Origin of the sequence: Acidocella aminolytica 101 = DSM 11237 (assembly GCF_900129125.1) — a bacterium.
In the GTDB taxonomy this organism is placed as follows: Bacteria; Pseudomonadota; Alphaproteobacteria; order Acetobacterales; family Acetobacteraceae; genus Acidocella; species Acidocella aminolytica.
In genome coordinates this window covers 1-15,830 of record NZ_FQVJ01000038.1, presented here as the reverse complement: position 1 = coordinate 15,830, position 15,830 = coordinate 1, and the positions used below count along the sequence as shown (strand labels likewise).

17 protein-coding genes, 1 tRNA gene and 1 pseudogene are annotated in these 15,830 nt (G+C 60.0%); 15 read left to right on the top strand and 4 right to left on the bottom strand.

The window, feature by feature from the left end; translation table 11 throughout:
- Positions 1–7 precede the first annotated feature (7 nt).
- The 3 genes from BUB54_RS16245 to BUB54_RS16235 are packed head-to-tail and all read left to right on the top strand — an operon-like array spanning position 8 to position 2,936.
- Positions 8–1,234 (top strand): polyamine ABC transporter substrate-binding protein, encoded by a 1,227-nt coding sequence (locus tag BUB54_RS16245; protein WP_048880116.1) that lies wholly within the window; start codon positions 8–10, stop codon positions 1,232–1,234.
- A 14-nt stretch (positions 1,235–1,248) separates the two neighbouring features.
- Positions 1,249–2,109 carry an ABC transporter permease gene (locus BUB54_RS16240; protein WP_082075762.1) on the top strand — a complete coding sequence of 287 codons (861 nt, stop codon included), beginning with the start codon at positions 1,249–1,251 and terminating at the stop codon, positions 2,107–2,109.
- Positions 2,106–2,936, top strand: coding sequence for an ABC transporter permease (locus tag BUB54_RS16235; protein WP_241869454.1), 831 nt, complete (start codon positions 2,106–2,108; stop codon positions 2,934–2,936). The genes BUB54_RS16240 and BUB54_RS16235 overlap by 4 nt, the downstream gene beginning before the upstream one ends.
- Positions 2,937–3,023: 87 nt before the next feature.
- Here BUB54_RS16235 and BUB54_RS16230 read toward each other — a convergent pair whose 3' ends face one another.
- The 4 genes from BUB54_RS16230 to BUB54_RS16215 form a co-directional block, all read right to left on the bottom strand.
- Complete coding sequence (locus BUB54_RS16230) at positions 3,024–4,292, bottom strand: glycosyltransferase family 4 protein (RefSeq protein WP_048880117.1); 1,269 nt, start codon at positions 4,290–4,292, stop codon at positions 3,024–3,026.
- Positions 4,289–5,920 carry a glycosyltransferase gene (locus BUB54_RS16225; protein WP_048880118.1) on the bottom strand — a complete coding sequence of 544 codons (1,632 nt, stop codon included), beginning with the start codon at positions 5,918–5,920 and terminating at the stop codon, positions 4,289–4,291. Before BUB54_RS16225 ends, BUB54_RS16230 begins: the two co-directional genes overlap by 4 nt.
- An 84-nt stretch (positions 5,921–6,004) precedes the next feature.
- A complete protein-coding gene (locus tag BUB54_RS16220) occupies positions 6,005–6,436 on the bottom strand; it encodes a copper chaperone PCu(A)C (protein ID WP_048880119.1) in 432 nt (143 codons plus the stop codon).
- Positions 6,433–7,092: a glutathione S-transferase gene (locus BUB54_RS16215; protein ID WP_048880120.1), complete on the bottom strand. Its 660-nt coding sequence runs from the start codon at positions 7,090–7,092 to the stop codon at positions 6,433–6,435. The genes BUB54_RS16220 and BUB54_RS16215 overlap by 4 nt, the downstream gene beginning before the upstream one ends.
- Positions 7,093–7,186: 94 nt before the next feature.
- Here BUB54_RS16215 and folP point away from each other — a divergent pair, with 94 nt between their 5' ends.
- The 12 genes and pseudogenes from folP to BUB54_RS20445 all read left to right on the top strand — a co-directional run.
- Complete coding sequence (gene folP / locus BUB54_RS16210; protein ID WP_048880121.1) at positions 7,187–8,029, top strand: dihydropteroate synthase; 843 nt, start codon at positions 7,187–7,189, stop codon at positions 8,027–8,029.
- The gene (gene glmM / locus BUB54_RS16205) at positions 8,022–9,392 is read left to right on the top strand and encodes a phosphoglucosamine mutase (RefSeq protein ID WP_048880122.1); all 1,371 of its coding nucleotides are present in this window, start codon (positions 8,022–8,024) and stop codon (positions 9,390–9,392) included. Before folP ends, glmM begins: the two co-directional genes overlap by 8 nt.
- A complete protein-coding gene (gene thiD, locus BUB54_RS16200) occupies positions 9,389–10,174 on the top strand; it encodes a bifunctional hydroxymethylpyrimidine kinase/phosphomethylpyrimidine kinase (protein ID WP_048880123.1) in 786 nt (261 codons plus the stop codon). Before glmM ends, thiD begins: the two co-directional genes overlap by 4 nt.
- Positions 10,175–10,253: 79 nt before the next feature.
- Complete coding sequence (locus BUB54_RS16195) at positions 10,254–11,774, top strand: globin-coupled sensor protein (protein WP_052948434.1); 1,521 nt, start codon at positions 10,254–10,256, stop codon at positions 11,772–11,774.
- Positions 11,775–11,845: 71 nt separating this feature from the next.
- On the top strand, positions 11,846–12,760 hold the full coding sequence (locus BUB54_RS16190; RefSeq protein WP_048880124.1) for a pirin family protein: 915 nt from the start codon (positions 11,846–11,848) through the stop codon (positions 12,758–12,760).
- 16 nt (positions 12,761–12,776) lie between these two features.
- Positions 12,777–13,220 (top strand): OsmC family protein, encoded by a 444-nt coding sequence (locus tag BUB54_RS16185; protein ID WP_048880125.1) that lies wholly within the window; start codon positions 12,777–12,779, stop codon positions 13,218–13,220.
- A 99-nt stretch (positions 13,221–13,319) separates the two neighbouring features.
- Positions 13,320–13,396 (top strand) — tRNA-Arg (locus BUB54_RS16180).
- A 276-nt stretch (positions 13,397–13,672) separates the two neighbouring features.
- Complete coding sequence (locus BUB54_RS16175; RefSeq protein ID WP_217652525.1) at positions 13,673–14,404, top strand: outer membrane lipoprotein; 732 nt, start codon at positions 13,673–13,675, stop codon at positions 14,402–14,404.
- Positions 14,405–14,610: 206 nt separating this feature from the next.
- Complete coding sequence (locus BUB54_RS16170; RefSeq protein WP_139284956.1) at positions 14,611–14,985, top strand: ANTAR domain-containing protein; 375 nt, start codon at positions 14,611–14,613, stop codon at positions 14,983–14,985.
- Positions 14,972–15,271 (top strand): flavodoxin family protein, encoded by a 300-nt coding sequence (locus BUB54_RS22170; protein WP_073211938.1) that lies wholly within the window; start codon positions 14,972–14,974, stop codon positions 15,269–15,271. The genes BUB54_RS16170 and BUB54_RS22170 overlap by 14 nt, the downstream gene beginning before the upstream one ends.
- A complete protein-coding gene (locus BUB54_RS16160; protein ID WP_280521944.1) occupies positions 15,165–15,620 on the top strand; it encodes a flavodoxin domain-containing protein in 456 nt (151 codons plus the stop codon). The genes BUB54_RS22170 and BUB54_RS16160 overlap by 107 nt, the downstream gene beginning before the upstream one ends.
- A 103-nt stretch (positions 15,621–15,723) precedes the next feature.
- Positions 15,724–15,830: pseudogene (locus BUB54_RS20445) on the top strand (IS110 family transposase); the annotation flags it as partial.

The window sequence follows — 15,830 nt, the reverse complement described above, 5'->3', positions numbered from 1 at the left end:
GAGTACCATGAGCCAAGACGACAAGACCGGCCAGAACTCAACACAGGCCTTTTACCGCGGCCTCACCCAGCCTCGCCTCACCCGGCAGAATTTCATGCGCGGCGCTGGCGCCGCCATGATGGCCGCTTTGGCCCCGCAGATCGCGCACGCTGAAAAAGTGAAAGACTGGAAAGCCTGGTGGGCCAAACAGAAACCCACCAAGGACTTCGTGTTCGCCAACTGGCCGTATTATATTGACGTCACCAGCAACGGCAAAGACCACCCCTCCCTCGACACCTTCACCAAGGATACTGGTATCCACGTGAAGTATATGGAGGTGATCCAGAACAACGCACCGTTCTACGCGCAGATTGCCCCGGTCCTGAAATCCGGTGCCCCCACCGGTTACGACCTGATCGTCATGACCAACGGCTGGTATCTTACCGAGTTACTGATGCAAAACTTCCTGATCCCCATCTGGAAGGAAAAAGTGCCTAACTTCGCGAAATATGCGAGCCCTGCCGTGGTCAACCCTCCCTACGATCCAGGCAATAAGCACACAATGGTGTGGCAGTCCGGCATAACCGGTATCGCCTATAACCCCAAGATGACCAAGCGCGAGATCAACAGCTTCGACGATCTGTGGGATCCCGCCTTCGCTGGCCATATCGGCATGATGAGCGACACGACCGAGCTTGGCAGCGCCGCCATGCTGAAGCTGGGCATTAACCCCACCACCTCCACACCCGACGACTGGAAGAAGGCTGCGGCCGTCCTCAAAGAGCAGAAAGACAAGGGGCTGGTGCGCCAATATTACGACCAGAGCTACATCAATGCGCTGGAGAATGGTGATATCTGGATCACCCAGGCTTGGTCAGGTGACATCTTCCAAGCCCATTCCAAAGGCTATAAAGATCTGCAATTCGTGATCCCCAAACAGGGCGCCATGATCTGGCATGACAACATGGCCATCCCCGTCGGCGCGAAAAACCCGCTCTCCGCCCTGGCCTGGATGAACTATTACTACACGCCTGAAGCCGCGGGCGTGATTGAGGATTACATCAACTATATCTGCCCGGTCCCCGCCGCGAAAGATTATATCCTCAACGTCATCAAGGACCCGGACGTGGCCAACTCCCCGCTGGTGTTCCCGTCCGCCTCTGAACTCGCCAAGGTTCATGAATTCTACCCCTTCAAGAGCTATGGCGACTACCAGACCTGGAACAACACCTTTAATCCCATCATCCAAGGCTAATAAGAGGCGGACCCATGCGGCAACTGCGCGGAATTTTGGCTCCTTATCTGCTCAGCTTGCCAAGCTGGGTCTATCTTCTCATTTTCTTCCTGATCCCTCTGGGATCGATGCTGGGCATGGCGCTGGCCGTGGGCAACCCACTCACCGGCTACACCATGTCCGACAATTTCTCAATTTTCGGACAGGCGTTGTCATCTTTTGGTGACTCGTTCATACGTTCGTTCTGGTACGGCACTGCATCAACAATCATTACCTTGGCGATGGCCTATCCGGTGGCGTACTGGATCGCCTTTTACGGCGGGCGGCATAAGAGCACGTTTCTGTTCCTGATCATGCTACCCTTCTTCGTCTCCTTCGTGATCCGAGTTCTGGCGTGGGAGTTCATTCTTTCAGACAACAGCTTCGTACTCGGCCCCTTGAAAGAGATGGGTATACTGCCTGAAAAATTCCGGATCCTCTCAACGCAATGGGCGGTAATTGGCGGCTTGGTCTATAACAGCTTCGCATATTATGTGCTGCCGCTTTACGTGGTGCTGGAAAAGATAGACCGCCGCCTGGTACGCGCCGCGAATGATCTCTACGCCTCCCCCGTCACGGCATTCCTTAAAATCATCCTGCCACTCTCGGCACCGGGCGTGTTTGCCGGCTTCCTGCTAGTTTTCGTGACCAATGTAGGCGACTTCGTGAATGCCGCGTTGCTGGGCGGTCCGGGTACATACATGATCGGCAATATCATCCAAGATGCGTTCTTCCTGAATCAGAATTATCCTATGGCGGCAGCTCTATCCTCCATGCTGATGCTGATGCTGATGCTCGCGATTTTGCTTTATTCCAAAACATTCGGAACCGATACAATTCAGGAGTACGCGGCATGAGCGGCGCGGTTTCCACCCCCATGCCTTCGGCCTACAAAAAAAGCCGTCTTGGTGAGCGGGTTCTGGCCTGCTTCACCTGGGCCATGATCATTTACACCATGCTACCCATCGCGGTGATGGTGGTGTTCAGCTTCAACTTCGCCCCCAACGGGCGCGTGGCGCTGAACTGGCTGCATTTCACCTTTTCCAACTACACCCACGCCTTCGCTATTCAAGACCTCACTACCGCGTTGGTTCATTCGCTTGAGGTCGCCATTGGCAGTGGGCTGATATCGGTGATTCTTGGAACCCCTCTGGCCCTGGCGCTAGCTCGCCACAAATTCTGGGGCAAAACCGTCACGGATATCGTGATCTTTGCGGACATCGCGGCCCCCGCTGTTGTGGTTGGCGCATCGTTGCTTTCTTTGTTCCTGACCCTAAATCTGCCGCGCGGCCTGCTGACCATCTTCATCGCTCACGTGGCTTTTAACTTGGCCTTTGCCGTAGTGGTCATCCGCGCCCGCGTCTCCGGGCTGGACAAGTCCCTAGACCGAGCCGCCGCCGATCTGGGGGCGACCCCCTGGGTGGCGTTCTGGACGGTGATCTTCCCGCTGATCCTGCCCGGCATTATAGGCGCCATGCTGCTCTGCTTCATGCTTTCGATCGACGACCTAATCATCACCACCTTCGTCGCCGGACAGACGCTCACCTTCCCGCTATGGGTCTATGGCGCGGTTAAAGTCGGTACGCCGCCGCAAGTGTTTGTTTTGTCCACTTTCATCTTTGCCGGCGGTGTACTGCTGGCCCTGGTCAACGCTGCCGTCACTCACCGACGCCAATCCGTCTGAGGCGTTTCAACGCCACGGCAGAAGAAAGGGCTGGCCATCTTGGCCAGCCCTTTCTCTTTAAAGCCCCTGTCTTTATTCCGCCTGCGCCTATGCTTGCACCATAAGCGCGGCATCATACGCCGCTAGATAGCCCTGCACCATGTCGGCGCGTGAAGGCGGCGGGGTGATCCCGGCTTCCAGAGTCTCCCACAACTTTTCCTCCGTCATTGCCCGGTGCATAGTTGCTGCCAGGGCATGCGCATCACCAATCTCAAACAGCAGCCCGTCCACGCCATCTCGTACCCGTTCGGCCATACCGCCTTTGTTGGAGGCAATCACTGGCCGCCCGAAATGCCAGGCCTCGGACATCACCAGCCCGTAAATCTCCCACCAGATTGAGGGCACCACCACCCAATCCACCCGCGCCATGCGCGTCGCGAGTTGGTCATGATGATACCCACCATTAAACCGCACCCGCTGTTCAAGCACCGGGCGCCGCGCTTCCTCTTCCAGAAAACTCTCAATTTCCTTGCGCTTTTCCGGGCTGGCGAAATGAATATTCTCGCCATTGATCTCCACCACAAAAGGCGGGCTTTCCGCAGCGCGCAAAATCTGCACGGCCTCCAGCAAAACAGACACCCCCTTCACATCAACCAACTGCCCGAAAAAGCCAAACCGGTTCCGTCGGGCGGGTACTGCTTCCGGAACGCGGGGCAGCATATCCTGCCCGTTAGGCACATGCCTGAATCGTGCCGTATCCAGCCCCCAACGCGCAAAAACATCAATCATGAACCGACTGGGCACGGTGAAGTAATCCACCACAGCCAAATGGGTGCGCATCCATTGTTCGCGCAAAAACATCTCTTCCGGCGGGCGCTGGGGCAGGCATTGATGGCACCTGACTTGGCTGGCCTTCTCGCAAAGTGAATTATCGGTCCGGCGCAGCATGTGCCCTTCCGCCGCGCAGATGGTGAGAAACTCATGCGCGGTGAAAACAATCCGTGCATCCGGAAGCACCCGGCGCGTCAACGTCAGATAATCGATACCGATGGTCATGAAATGGTTGAAATGCACTACATCCGGCCGAATTCGCCGCAGAAACCCGGCAAACGCCTCCGCCTGCCGAGGCCATGGCAGCCTCTGCCATACATGGTCGTAATCATGCGAGAGAAAAAGAAACTCATTTTCCCGTTGGTCAAAACCGGTAATCCGCGCCCCGCTCTTGAACATGGCGGGGGAATTCAGATCCGTCGAGCAAAGCAGCACCGGCTCAACGCCTGGCGCCTGCTTTAGCCCTTGAAACAACTCATACGCCACCTGCTGCGAACCGCCACGCACCAGCTCGGGATGATACATCGTGACGATCAGAACCTTCATGAAGCCGTCTCCCGCAAGGCCGGATGTTCCGGCGCCACGCCCAGCAGCCCGCCTTCCGCCAGCTCCAGCCAGCTATTCGTGAACAGCACGCGGTTCACCGTCGCTGCCCCTTCATGCAGCGCCAGATGCACGCCGCCTTTGCCCTCCAGATGGTACAGCCGCAAATCCGTCATCCAGGCGGGGCGTCCGGCTTCCAGCGCGCGCAGGCACAAATCTGCGTCTTCGTAATGACCGAAAATATAATCTTCAGAGAACCCATCCAGCGTCTCGAACCATCCCCTCTCGGTGGAGATAAACGCACCGGTCACAGCGGGCACCGGGCGACAGCGCAGTAGGTCTGGTTCCTCCCCGGGCGCGCCTTTGCCGTAATGCTCCACGCGAAGAATGGTGCTGTCCTGTTTGCGTCCCAGGGCAAAGCCCGGCAGTGTGTCGGCTTCAAGATACATGCCTCCATGCATCAGCGTGCCATCGTCATAATAAAGCGCCGCGCCGAACAGATCCGTGCGCACAGTGGGCCAGTCCTGCAACAGCGCCAGATGCCGCCGCGCGAATTCTTCTTCCTTCGGAAACACATCCGGGTTCACAAACAGCAGCCGCCCTGTGCGGGCATGGGTAGCGGCCAGATTATTCGCCGCCGCGAACCCGGCATTTGTGCTCAGCAAAATCAGCGTGATATCCAGCCCATAAGTCAGATGCGCGATTCTAGCGCAGCGCTGCATCGCCTCCGCCATTTCCGGGCTGTTGCTGACGTAAATGAACTCATACGCCTCCATCCCCGCCTGCCGCGCAAACAGCGCTATCTGCAACGGCAGATAATCCGGCTTACCATACAGGCAGACAATGATGGAGGCTTTCGGCGTGCGTCCGGGCTGATGAAACCGCTCGACATAAGGCGCGCTCACCGCCCTGCGCGTCAGCATCCGATTGAAATCAGCCAGTTGTTCGCCAATCATCTCGCCCAACGCGGCGGAAGCGGCAAAATAGCGTGGGCCCAGATAAGGCGCCGTAGTGATCCCTTTTAGCATCAGATCGCGCAACGCCATATCGTCCATCGGTGCGATGGTGGCGATAAAAGCCAGCTCCACGCCTGATTTCAGCCGCAGCACGGCATTGCACTTTCCCAGAGGCAAGCGCTGGGCGGCATAGATAAACCCCCAGAAACCTGTGGCGTGGGTTCCTCTCAGCTTTGCCACCTCATCCGCATCCGGCCGCATGACCCGCACCAGCCCAGCGGCGGAAAACGCAACGGACCAGCCCGCAACATACAGCTCAACCGTTTCCAGCCGGTCCAGCGAATCATCCACCCAACCGCTGACGTAAAGCCCGCCCGCGCTAGAGAGATAAACATAATCCACGGCCGCATGAGGCGCTCGGGGCACTTCCTGGGTTTGGCCGGGCCGGGCGGTGATAATAATCCGGTCGCGCGGCAACCCGCCCGGCGTTGTCGCTAGGCGTCCTTCCGCGCGGCCATAATGCTCATAATGCTCCCGGCCGGACTGGAATTTGCCTTCCGCCACCGCCATCAGCACATCTGGGTTCAGGCGCAGATAGGTTTGCTCGTCAAAACCCTGCTCCGGCGCGGGCTGCATTGCCGCCTTGTTGGCCTTGCCAGCCGCCCGTTGCTTCATGCTCTTGCCCCTGCCAGACGCCTCGTTCATCTCACAGCAAACGTAACGTCAACACCTGCTCCGGCACAAGCTTTCAAGGGCTTGTTAGGTCTTTGGCCGCTTCACTTCATTCAGAAAGCCGCCCAGCAGCCCGGCCTGCTTGAAGGTAAAGCTGCACGGTATAATGGAACCGCGCTCCACTGGATAATGCAGGTCCTTAAGGTCCAGAAATATGCCTCCCGGGGCAAGGGTCACGGTCTGCTTGGCGGGAATCGTCAGTTCAGAGAGGGGCTTGCCGTCCTTGCCCATCAGCACCGTGTCCTCGGCATTGGGGCAGGTCCAGGCGGTCAGCGTGTCATCCGTATCACCGTCATTGTGGATCTGAATAAACCCCTCGGTGGCTTTCTGTTTCCCCGTGGCTTTCCAGACGGACCCATGGTCCAGACGGATATTAATCACCGGCGTCGTGGTGGCGGCAAAGGCCGGCACAGCCCCCGCCAACAAAGGAATGGCCAGCATCAGGTTATGCAGCTTCATGCAAGGCTCTCATATTTTTCGAGTTTCCAGGAGTCGGGTTCTTTTGCCGCAATCCCGTACCATTCCGCAACCAACGGATGCGCCCGCACTGCATCACAATAGGCGCGTGAGGCTACGGACAAAGGCGGTTGGTAGGTCAGCAGCCGGGCAGCAATCGGCGCATACATGGCGTCAGCGGCGTTGAAATGCGTGCCAAACAGATACGGCCCGCCCGCCCCAAAAACCGCCCGCGTGTCCGCCCACAGCTCCTCAATCCGCGCGATATCGGCGAGACATTCAGAGTTTTGCCCCAGCCCAGCATAATCATTGCGGCCCAGCACCATCGGCATAGCGATCCGCAGTGCCCTGAACCCAGCATGCATCTCGGCGGCAATGGCCCGTGCCCTCGCCTTAGCCAGCCGCTCGGCGGGCCACAAGGACGGGGTGATGTCAGCGCAATATTCCGCGATGGCGAGGCTTTCCCACACCTGGGCGCCGTCATGCTCCAGATACGGTACCGTACCGCTGGGTGAAACCTTCTTCACTTCCGGCGAGTTGCCCCCTGCCAGCGGCACAAAAATCTCTTCCGCCCGCAACCCAGCCAGCCGCACCAGCAGCCAGCCGCGCAAGGACCAGGACGAATAACGCGCGGTTCCCAGATATAGCTTCGCCGTCATTCACTCCCTCCTTGCCAAGTGAGCATAGCAAGGGCACAGCGCGACGGTTCTGGCAAGGCTGGCCCGGTCACGCGGACGCATGATACGGGCAGTCATGGGTGAACAACTCTCTGAATGGGCGGGGCTGCGGCTTGATGTGCCCTTGGTCATGGGCATTCTGAATGTAACGCCGGATTCATTTTCCGACGGTGGGCGCCATACCACGCCGAAGGCCGCTATCGCCGCCGGGCGGCGGATGCTGGCCGAAGGCGCGGATATTCTCGATATCGGCGGCGAAAGCACCCGCCCTGGCGCCGCCCCGGTAACGCCGGAGGAGGAAAAAGCACGAATTCAGCCGGTAGTGCGCGCCCTGGCGGCGGAAGGAGCGGTGATCTCGCTGGACACCCGCAACGCCCTTACCATGGCGGCGGGACTGGAAGCAGGTGCCCGGATCATTAACGACATCTCCGCCCTCACTTACGACCCGGCGGCCCTTCCGCTTGTCGCCGCCCTCGCCTGCCCAGTGGTGCTGATGCACATGCGCGGCACCCCGGCGACGATGAATGACTGCGCCATCTATCATGATATAGCGCGGGAGGTGACCACCGAGCTCACCCAGGCGCGAGATTCCGCCTTGGCCGCGGGAGTGAAGCCCGGTAATATCTGCCTGGACCCCGGCCTTGGTTTTGCCAAACTGGGCGCGCAGAATGAGGCGCTACTGCGCGCCACCGGCCAGTTGGCGGCGCTTGGCCATCCCTTGCTCGTCGCGTTGTCGCGCAAGCGGTTCCTAGGTGAAATTTCCGGCGAGACCGAGGCCGCGCGCCGGGACCCGGAAAGCTTGGCGGCGGGTCTCTATGCCGTGGCGCATGGTGCTCATATATTGCGGGTACATGACGTGGCCGGGACCAAGCGCGCCCTTCGCGTCTGGCAGAGACTGACTGAGAGAAACGATGGATAAACAACCCCAACGCCGCCTGTTCGGCACGGACGGCATTCGCGGCACCGCCAACAAAGCACCGATGACAGCCGAAATGGCGCTTAAGCTGGGACAGGCGGCCGGGCTGCTGTTCACCCGGGGCAATCACCGGCATCGGGTGATTATTGGCAAGGACACCCGGCTCTCCGGCTATATGCTGGAACCCGCCCTCACCGCGGGCTTTATTTCAGCAGGCATGAACGTGACGCTGGCGGGGCCTCTGCCCACCCCCGCCATCGCCATGCTCACGCGCTCCTTGCGGTTGGATCTGGGGGTGGTCATCTCCGCCTCGCACAACCCGTTCGAGGATAACGGCATCAAGCTGTTCGGGCCGGACGGCGCCAAGCTCTCGGACGAGACCGAGGCCGAGATCGAAGCGCTGATGGCCGAAGACCTCTCCGACCGGATGGCCCTGCCCGAGCGACTGGGCCGCGCCGCCCGGCTGGTGGATGCCGCCGGGCGTTATGTCGAGGCCGCGAAATTCTCCCTGCCGCGCGGCCTGCGGCTGGATGGCCTGCGTATCGTGCTGGATTGCGCCCACGGTGCCGCCTACAAAGTCGCCCCCGCCGCCTTGTTTGAGCTGGGGGCCGAGGTGATTCCCCTCGGCGTGACCCCGGACGGCTTCAACATCAACCGCGAGGCCGGGTCCACCGCGCCGAAGGCCCTATGCGAAGCGGTGCTGGAACATCACGCCGATATCGGCATCGCGCTGGATGGCGACGCAGACCGGGTGATTCTGGCTGATGAGCGCGGCGAGATCATTGATGGCGACCAGATTCTTGGCCTCATCGCGCGGGATATGGCCGAGGCATGCAATCTGCGCGGCGGCGGTATCGTCGCCACGGTGATGAGCAACCTGGGGCTGGAGCGGTTTCTGGGCGAGATGGGCCTGTCCCTCACCCGCACCAAGGTCGGCGACCGCTATGTGGCCGAGACCATGCGCGCCCAAGGGTTCAATCTGGGCGGCGAGCAGTCTGGACATGTGATCCTCTCGGACTTCGCCACCACCGGTGATGGGCTGGTGGCGGCGTTGCAGGTGCTCTCCGTGCTGGTGCGCTCCAGCAAGCGCGCGTCCGAGGCCTGCCGGGTGTTCGCCCCGCTGCCGCAGCTTTTGCGCAATGTGCGGTATCACGGCACCTCACCGCTCGGGCTGGCGCATATCCAAACCTCAATTGAGACCGCCGCCCAAAGGCTGGCAGGCACCGGACGTGTGCTGATCCGCCCCTCCGGCACCGAGCCGATGATCCGCGTGATGGCCGAGGGTGAAAATCAAGGTCTGATCGAGGAGATCGTGGACGGACTCTGCGCCGAGATCGCTGCCGCCGCCGTGCAAGCCGCCGAATGATCGCCCGCGTTCTGACCATCGCAGGGTCGGATTCCGGCGGTGGCGCGGGGATTGAAGCGGACCTTAAAACCATCACCGCCCTGGGCGCATATGGCTGCACCGCCATCACTGGGCTGACCGCGCAAAACACGCTGGGGGTGCAGGGCGTGCATCCCCTGCCCGCGGATTTCGTGGCTCTGTGTATACGCGCGGTGCTGTCGGATATCGGAGTGGATGCCATCAAGCTCGGCATGTTGACCAATGAGCCGATCATTCGCGCCGTGGCCACCCATTTGCCGCCAAACGTGCCAGTAGTGCTGGACCCGGTGATGATCTCCACCTCAGGCGCCACGCTCCTGCCGGACGACGCCATCAGCGCGCTAGTCTCTGAGCTAATAAGCAAGGCCACAGTTATTACGCCAAATTTGCCGGAAGCGAGCAAAATCACAGGCTTACCGGTAGCGACTGAAGCCCAGCGGATTGCAGCGGGGCGCCGGTTATTAGAGATGGGCGCCAAAGCCGCTCTGGTAAAAGGCGGGCATGGCGAAGGGGTAGACCTGACCGACCTGCTGATTACGGCGGAGGATGTGGTTTCTATTACCCTGCCACGCCTTGAAACACGCAACACGCACGGCACGGGCTGCACCATGTCATCTGCCATCGCCACTGGGCTGGCGCAGGGCATGAGGCTGGAGGAGGCTGTGCGGCGGGCGCGGGCTTATCTGCAAGAAGCCATCCGCACGGCGCCGAACCTTGGCGCCGGACATGGGCCGGTGAACCACCTCACCCGTCTGGAGGGGTGAGGCCGGTAGGCCCCTTTAACGTCTTTTTAAAGACTAACCGTTACTAGCCACGCTCATGCAACAAAGTGAGCGTAGCCCCATGTCCGGTTTTCAGGCTTTGGCTGAAAGACTAAATTTCGTCAGGCTGACAGAGCGCCTTCAAACCAGGCTGCGGTCCGCCAAACCGCTGATCATGGCGGCTCTGCCCGGCGCACTTGAGGCGTCCTACGCGCAGATTCGCGCCACGCCGGAAACCGCGAAATTCTTTAAATCAGAAGACGTGATCAGGCACGCCAAGAGCCGGCAGCATGGTCATTGGGACCTTATCTCCAACGGACGTCTGGATGCATCTTATGTCCAAGCGGTGACGCATGTTGGCGAGGTGCACGCCAAAATCGGGCTGGAACCGCGCTGGTATATTGGCGGATACAGCATTGTGCTGGAGCATCTGGTGACCGCGCTGCTGCAGGCACGATGGCCGGAAGCACGATTCAGCAAGGAAAAAAACGAAACACGACGGCAAGCGATCGAGGAAACTAGTGCCGTTATCAAATCCGCGTTACTGGATATGGACATAGCAATCTCCGTCTATCAGGAGGCGTCCGAAAAAATGCGTCTGGACGCGGAAGCCCAAGCGCGCGCCAATTCCGAGGCAGTGCTGAAGGCCATGAACAGCGCCATGGCAAAGTTGGCGGCGGGGGATCTCTCTCACCGGCTTGGTGATGAATTGCCGCAGGAATACGCCACGCTACGCGAGGATTATAACACCGCGCTGGACCGGCTTTCCGCCACGCTCTCGGGCGCGCAACTATCCTCGCGCACCATCAGCGGCAATATCGAGGAGCTGGCCCAGGCGACGGAAGACATGGCCCGCCGCACGGAACACCAATCCGCCAGCCTGCTGGAATCCACCACCGCGCTGAATGAACTGACCGAAGGGCTGAAAAGCATGGCGGATGGCACCGCCGAGGTGGACAAGATTGTCAGCACCATGAATGCCGGGGCGGAAAACTCCCGCGCCGTGGTGGCCAACGCCGCCAAGGCTATGGAGCAGATTGAAACCTCCTCCCGCGAAATTGGCCAGATTATCGGGCTGATTGACGATATCGCCTTCCAGACCAACCTGCTCGCGCTCAATGCAGGGGTGGAAGCCGCCCGCGCAGGGGATGCCGGGCGCGGGTTTGCCGTTGTCGCGTCCGAAGTGCGGGCCCTGGCCCAGCGCTCCGCCGATGCCGCCAAGGCCATTAAAGGGCTGATCTCAACCAGCTCCACCCAGGTGAATCAAGGCGTTGAGCTGGTGCGCAAAACCAGCGCGACGCTGGACGGGATTGTCGGCAGTGTGGGGCAGATTGACGGGCTGATCTCCGAAATCGCCACTAAGGCGGCCAGCCAATCTAGCGGGTTGGGACAGGTGAACACCGCCTTGGGGCAAATGAGCAACGCCGTGCAGCAAAACACCGCCATGGTGGAGGAAACCACCGCCGCCGTGCACTCTCTTCGGTCTGAGATTGGCGGACTCGACTCCTCGCTCACCGGATTCCGGCTGACAAATGCTTCGAGGCCGGAGCCAGATCTCAGCCACCTGCCCGTTCCGGCCAAGCGGCGGATGGCAGCAGGATAAAATACAACTGAAATACTAGGCACTCTCCTGGTGGTAGGCTATCCCGGACGTATCAAGATCCCGGAGGGCGCATGTCCTGGCTACATAACCCATCGACAGGTCCAGAAGGCGGGGCTGATCTCGTCATCACCCCCATTAGCCATGATATCGGCGGGTTGCGCGTGCGCCGGGCCCTCCCGCACGTCAAACGCCGCATGGTGGGGCCGTTTGTATTTCTCGACCATATCGGTCCCGCGACCTTTGAGGCCGGTAAAGGGCTGGATGTGCGCCCGCATCCGCATATCGGCCTCGCCACCATTACTTACCTGATGCAAGGCCGCATTTTTCACCGGGACACGCTGGGCAGCGCGCAGGAAATCCGGCCTGGCGAAGTGAACTGGATGACAGCCGGGCGCGGCATTGCCCATTCTGAGCGCACCCCGCCTGAAAGCCGGACCCAGGCCCAACCGATTCTGGGCATACAAAGCTGGGTGGCCCTGCCCAAAGAAGTAGAGGAAGCCGAGCCGGGATTTTTTCACTATCAGGGAGAGAGCCTTCCGCAGCTTGAGGATGGGGGCATTGTGGCGCGGGTCATCGCGGGCGAGGCTTATGGCGCTAGCTCGCCGGTGGAAGTTTTTTGCGGCACGCTTTATGTGGATGTAAGCCTCGCAACAGGCAGCGCCCTGCCCTTGCCAGACGAGCATGAAGAGCGATCCTTGCATGTTATTTCCGGTGAAATTGAAATTGCTGGGGAGCGGTTTGGCGAAGGGCAATTGCTAATTTTCCGCCCTGGCGATGCCATTACCGTCCGAGCTTTGACCGATAGCCGGTTGATGCTGCTGGGCGGTGCCCCGCTGGATGGCCCACGCCATATCTGGTGGAATTTTGTCAGCAGCTCAAAGGAGCGTATTGAGCAAGCGAAGGAGAACTGGGTCAGCCGCCGCTTTGGGCTGGTGGCGGGTGACGAACACGACTACATCCCGCTGCCGGGCGCCAAGCCCGCATGAACATAAGGAGGCTGGCATGAGCGAACGTGTGACCATTAATATCACCAGGCAGGAAGATTACCGCTTTCTGGTTGAGTTTGGACCGCAATACCCAACGCTCATCGCGGATGAGCCCATGCCCATCGGTGAGGATACCGGCCCTGCCCCGCAGCATTTGCTGGCCGCAGCCATTGCCAACTGCCTGTGCGCCAGCCTAACCTTCGCGTGCCGAAAATACCATGAAGACCCCGGTGAGTTTGCCGCCACCGTCACCTGCGTAAGCGGCCGGAATGAGCATAACCGGCTGCGCATCACCAGCGTGGAGGTCAGCATCTCCCTCGGCAGCAAGGCGGAGCAATTACCGCATTTGCAACGCGCCTTGGCCTCATTCGAGGATTTCTGCACCGTGACGCAGAGCGTTGAGCGGGGAATTCCCGTTAAAGTCGACATCTTCGGGGCCGACGGCGCAAAACTGCACTAAAGCAAGCCGGGTTTGATTTATTAGACAAGCAGGTTAAATAGAGAACGCCCAGCAAGTCGGTGCAGGTAGACCGTGCCGGATTGTTGGGCGCTTTATAAAGTCTCCGTAGCTCAGCAGGATAGAGCACAGGATTCCTAATCCTGGGGCCGTGGGTTCGAATCCCGCCGGGGACACCATTTTTCAATGCTCTAACGCGCCATCCGGTTATTTTCCACACTGGCCTCATCGAGCCAAACCCAAAAAGAACTGCTTCCCTCGTAGAAACTAGCGCACTGAGCCTGTTAAGTTTATCCCGCTCACAGTCGGCATGGTGCTTTAATGCAGCGCGGAATCTTTTGCTGGTCATCGTGACAGGCTGCGCCGGTCCGGCTAAATTGGCGCGGTTTTCTCAAGCCACGGACCTCGCTTTGCACCGCCCAGCACTGCCCTTTTTCTTGTTGCCTGGCCTTCTTATGCTGCCCCTCACCGGGTGCCATGCAGGGTATTCTCCCAACACCTATGCCGCCGACGCCGCCCAACAGGAGGCACCGGTGCAAAGGGGTGTTATTATCGGCGTGCGGCAGGTGCTTATCAGCGCCTCCGGCTCGGTTGGCGCCACGGCGGGCGCTGCCGCAGGTGGTATTGCGGGCGCGCAGTTGCCAACAACCGCCCTGGGCGCGGTAGGCGGAGCGCTGGTTGGCACCATTGGCGGCGCGGCGGCTGAAAAGGCGGTCGCCGACACCAAAGGCTGGGAATATATTGTGCAGCAGAGCAATAACAGTCTGGTTTCCGTCACACAGACGAGCAAGACCGCTCTGCCCATTGGTATGCATGTGCTGGTGATCGACGGCAGTAAGCAGGCCCGCATCATCCCGGACTACACCGTGCAGCTTCCCGCCAAACCGGCCGCGAAAGCAAAAACCGCAACGCAAGGCGTAGTTGCCACCCCTGCAGTCACGGTTAGCACACTCCCCGCCCCTGCCGCACCCACTCCGCAGAACGCAAGCCCTGCCGCCACGCCTCCCGCTAGCACCAAAGAAACGGCTGCCCCAGCCCAGGCCGCGCCCAGCGCCGCCACCACACCGAAACAAAACGCCCCGACCCTGCCTGCAGACGTGACTAACGACCCTATTCTCGTGCAGCCCGCCCAGCCCGCATCGGCTTCTCCGGCTGCGGCACCCCCGCAATCAGCCGGGGCGCAATAGCCGCGCAGGCCGTTTTATCTGGCAAGGAAGTTACTGAGCAATCGCTCACGGATTACTGACCACCATGAAAATTCTGCTTGCCGATTCCAATGAAGCGCGACGCGAGGCACTGGCTGCACAGCTAACAAAGCCGGATGCCTCTTTTTCGGTCATTCCCCTGGCGAGCGAGGCTTTCTTGCTGGCGGAGGTTGAGCGCCTGCGCCCGAATGTGGTGCTGGTCGACATGGCCCGCCCAGACCACGACATGCTGGACTCCCTGCCCCGTACAAAGCAGTACGCCACCGGTGGTGATGTTTCTGGATGGGGAAGATCCGGGATTTATGCAGCAGGCGATCAGTGCCGGGGTAAGTTCTTATCATGGGCAGGAGGTGGCGCGGGATGCCGCTATGCTGGTGATGCGTCTGGCGGTGGCGTTTTTTCAACGTAACCAGCCGGAAGCGCTCTGCGGCACGGTGCTGTTCTTTGCCAGTACCTTTGGCGATGGCGAAGCGCCGGATAACGCGACGCGCTTCTGGCAGGCCTTAACAGCAGAAGCCGCCCCCCTGGCTCGAGACTTTACGCTTTGGCGTGCTGGCTTTTAGCGATTCCTCTTACACGCAATTTTGCGGCTTTGGCGCCAAGCTGGAAGCAAGGCTGACCGCCCTTGGCGCGCCCCCCTGCTGCCGCGCTGGAATTGCGAACCCGGTGAGGATGAAAAAGCCCAAGGCTGGCTGGCAAAGGCGCAATCCGCCCCAGGGCAACATACTTCCTAGGCCAGCCGGTGCCACCTGCTTATTCTCGCGCCCGCCCCTTCATGGCACGGTTGACCGGCAACCGCCGCCTGAACAAGTCGCGATCAGAAAAGGAAACGCGGCATCTGGTCTATAACCTAGGTGAAGCTGGCTTGGACTATAAACCCGGAGATACGCTGGGGATTTGGCCGGAAAACGCCCCCGCCTTGCTGGCGGAGATTGCGCGGCTAACCGGGCTGAGTCCAGAATCGCTGGCGAAACGCGACATAACCCGGCTGACGCCGCCCCTTTTGTCATTTTGTTCAATGCGCGCGCCAGCACTTGCGGCCTTACTGGCGGAGCAAAGCGAAGCCAACCAGCAAGCTTGGCTCTGGGGCCGGCAAATCCGGGATGTGCTGGAGACGTATTCTATAGTAATTCCCATTAAGAGTGTGACGTTATTAATTCATCGAGGGATTTTCCTGAGAAGCTCCGTTGCCGTTTGAGGATCGCGAAAGCCTGCTCGATTGATGGTGTGGATGGCTCCTGCTCCCGGCGTCGCATTGCGCCATAGTTGGGAAGTCATCATCCTGCATAGAGGAGCTATTCATGTCCGAGCTTGCCACAGTCGGTATCGACCTCGCAAAGAGTGTCTTCCAGGTTCATGGTGTCGACGAGAACGGTCGGATTCTCGTGCGCCGTCAGCTTCGCCGAAG

Excerpts from the sequence above, each read along its gene's own strand:
- BUB54_RS16235 (WP_241869454.1), top strand. The coding sequence starts at position 2,106 with ATGAGCGGCGCGGTTTCCACCCCCATGCCTTCGGCCTACAAAAAAAGC.
- BUB54_RS16240 (WP_082075762.1), top strand. The coding sequence starts at position 1,249 with ATGCGGCAACTGCGCGGAATTTTGGCTCCTTATCTGCTCAGCTTGCCA.
- BUB54_RS16175 (WP_217652525.1), top strand. The coding sequence starts at position 13,673 with ATGCTGCCCCTCACCGGGTGCCATGCAGGGTATTCTCCCAACACCTAT.
- BUB54_RS16225 (WP_048880118.1), bottom strand. The coding sequence starts at position 5,920 with ATGAAGCAACGGGCGGCTGGCAAGGCCAACAAGGCGGCAATGCAGCCC.
- BUB54_RS16215 (WP_048880120.1), bottom strand. The coding sequence starts at position 7,092 with ATGACGGCGAAGCTATATCTGGGAACCGCGCGTTATTCGTCCTGGTCC.
- folP (WP_048880121.1), top strand. The coding sequence starts at position 7,187 with ATGGGTGAACAACTCTCTGAATGGGCGGGGCTGCGGCTTGATGTGCCC.
- BUB54_RS16185 (WP_048880125.1), top strand. The coding sequence starts at position 12,777 with ATGAGCGAACGTGTGACCATTAATATCACCAGGCAGGAAGATTACCGC.
- BUB54_RS16245 (WP_048880116.1), top strand. The coding sequence starts at position 8 with ATGAGCCAAGACGACAAGACCGGCCAGAACTCAACACAGGCCTTTTAC.
- glmM (WP_048880122.1), top strand. The coding sequence starts at position 8,022 with ATGGATAAACAACCCCAACGCCGCCTGTTCGGCACGGACGGCATTCGC.
- BUB54_RS16220 (WP_048880119.1), bottom strand. The coding sequence starts at position 6,436 with ATGAAGCTGCATAACCTGATGCTGGCCATTCCTTTGTTGGCGGGGGCT.
- thiD (WP_048880123.1), top strand. The coding sequence starts at position 9,389 with ATGATCGCCCGCGTTCTGACCATCGCAGGGTCGGATTCCGGCGGTGGC.
- BUB54_RS16170 (WP_139284956.1), top strand. The coding sequence starts at position 14,611 with ATGTGGTGCTGGTCGACATGGCCCGCCCAGACCACGACATGCTGGACT.
- BUB54_RS16230 (WP_048880117.1), bottom strand. The coding sequence starts at position 4,292 with ATGAAGGTTCTGATCGTCACGATGTATCATCCCGAGCTGGTGCGTGGC.
- BUB54_RS16190 (WP_048880124.1), top strand. The coding sequence starts at position 11,846 with ATGTCCTGGCTACATAACCCATCGACAGGTCCAGAAGGCGGGGCTGAT.
- BUB54_RS16195 (WP_052948434.1), top strand. The coding sequence starts at position 10,254 with ATGTCCGGTTTTCAGGCTTTGGCTGAAAGACTAAATTTCGTCAGGCTG.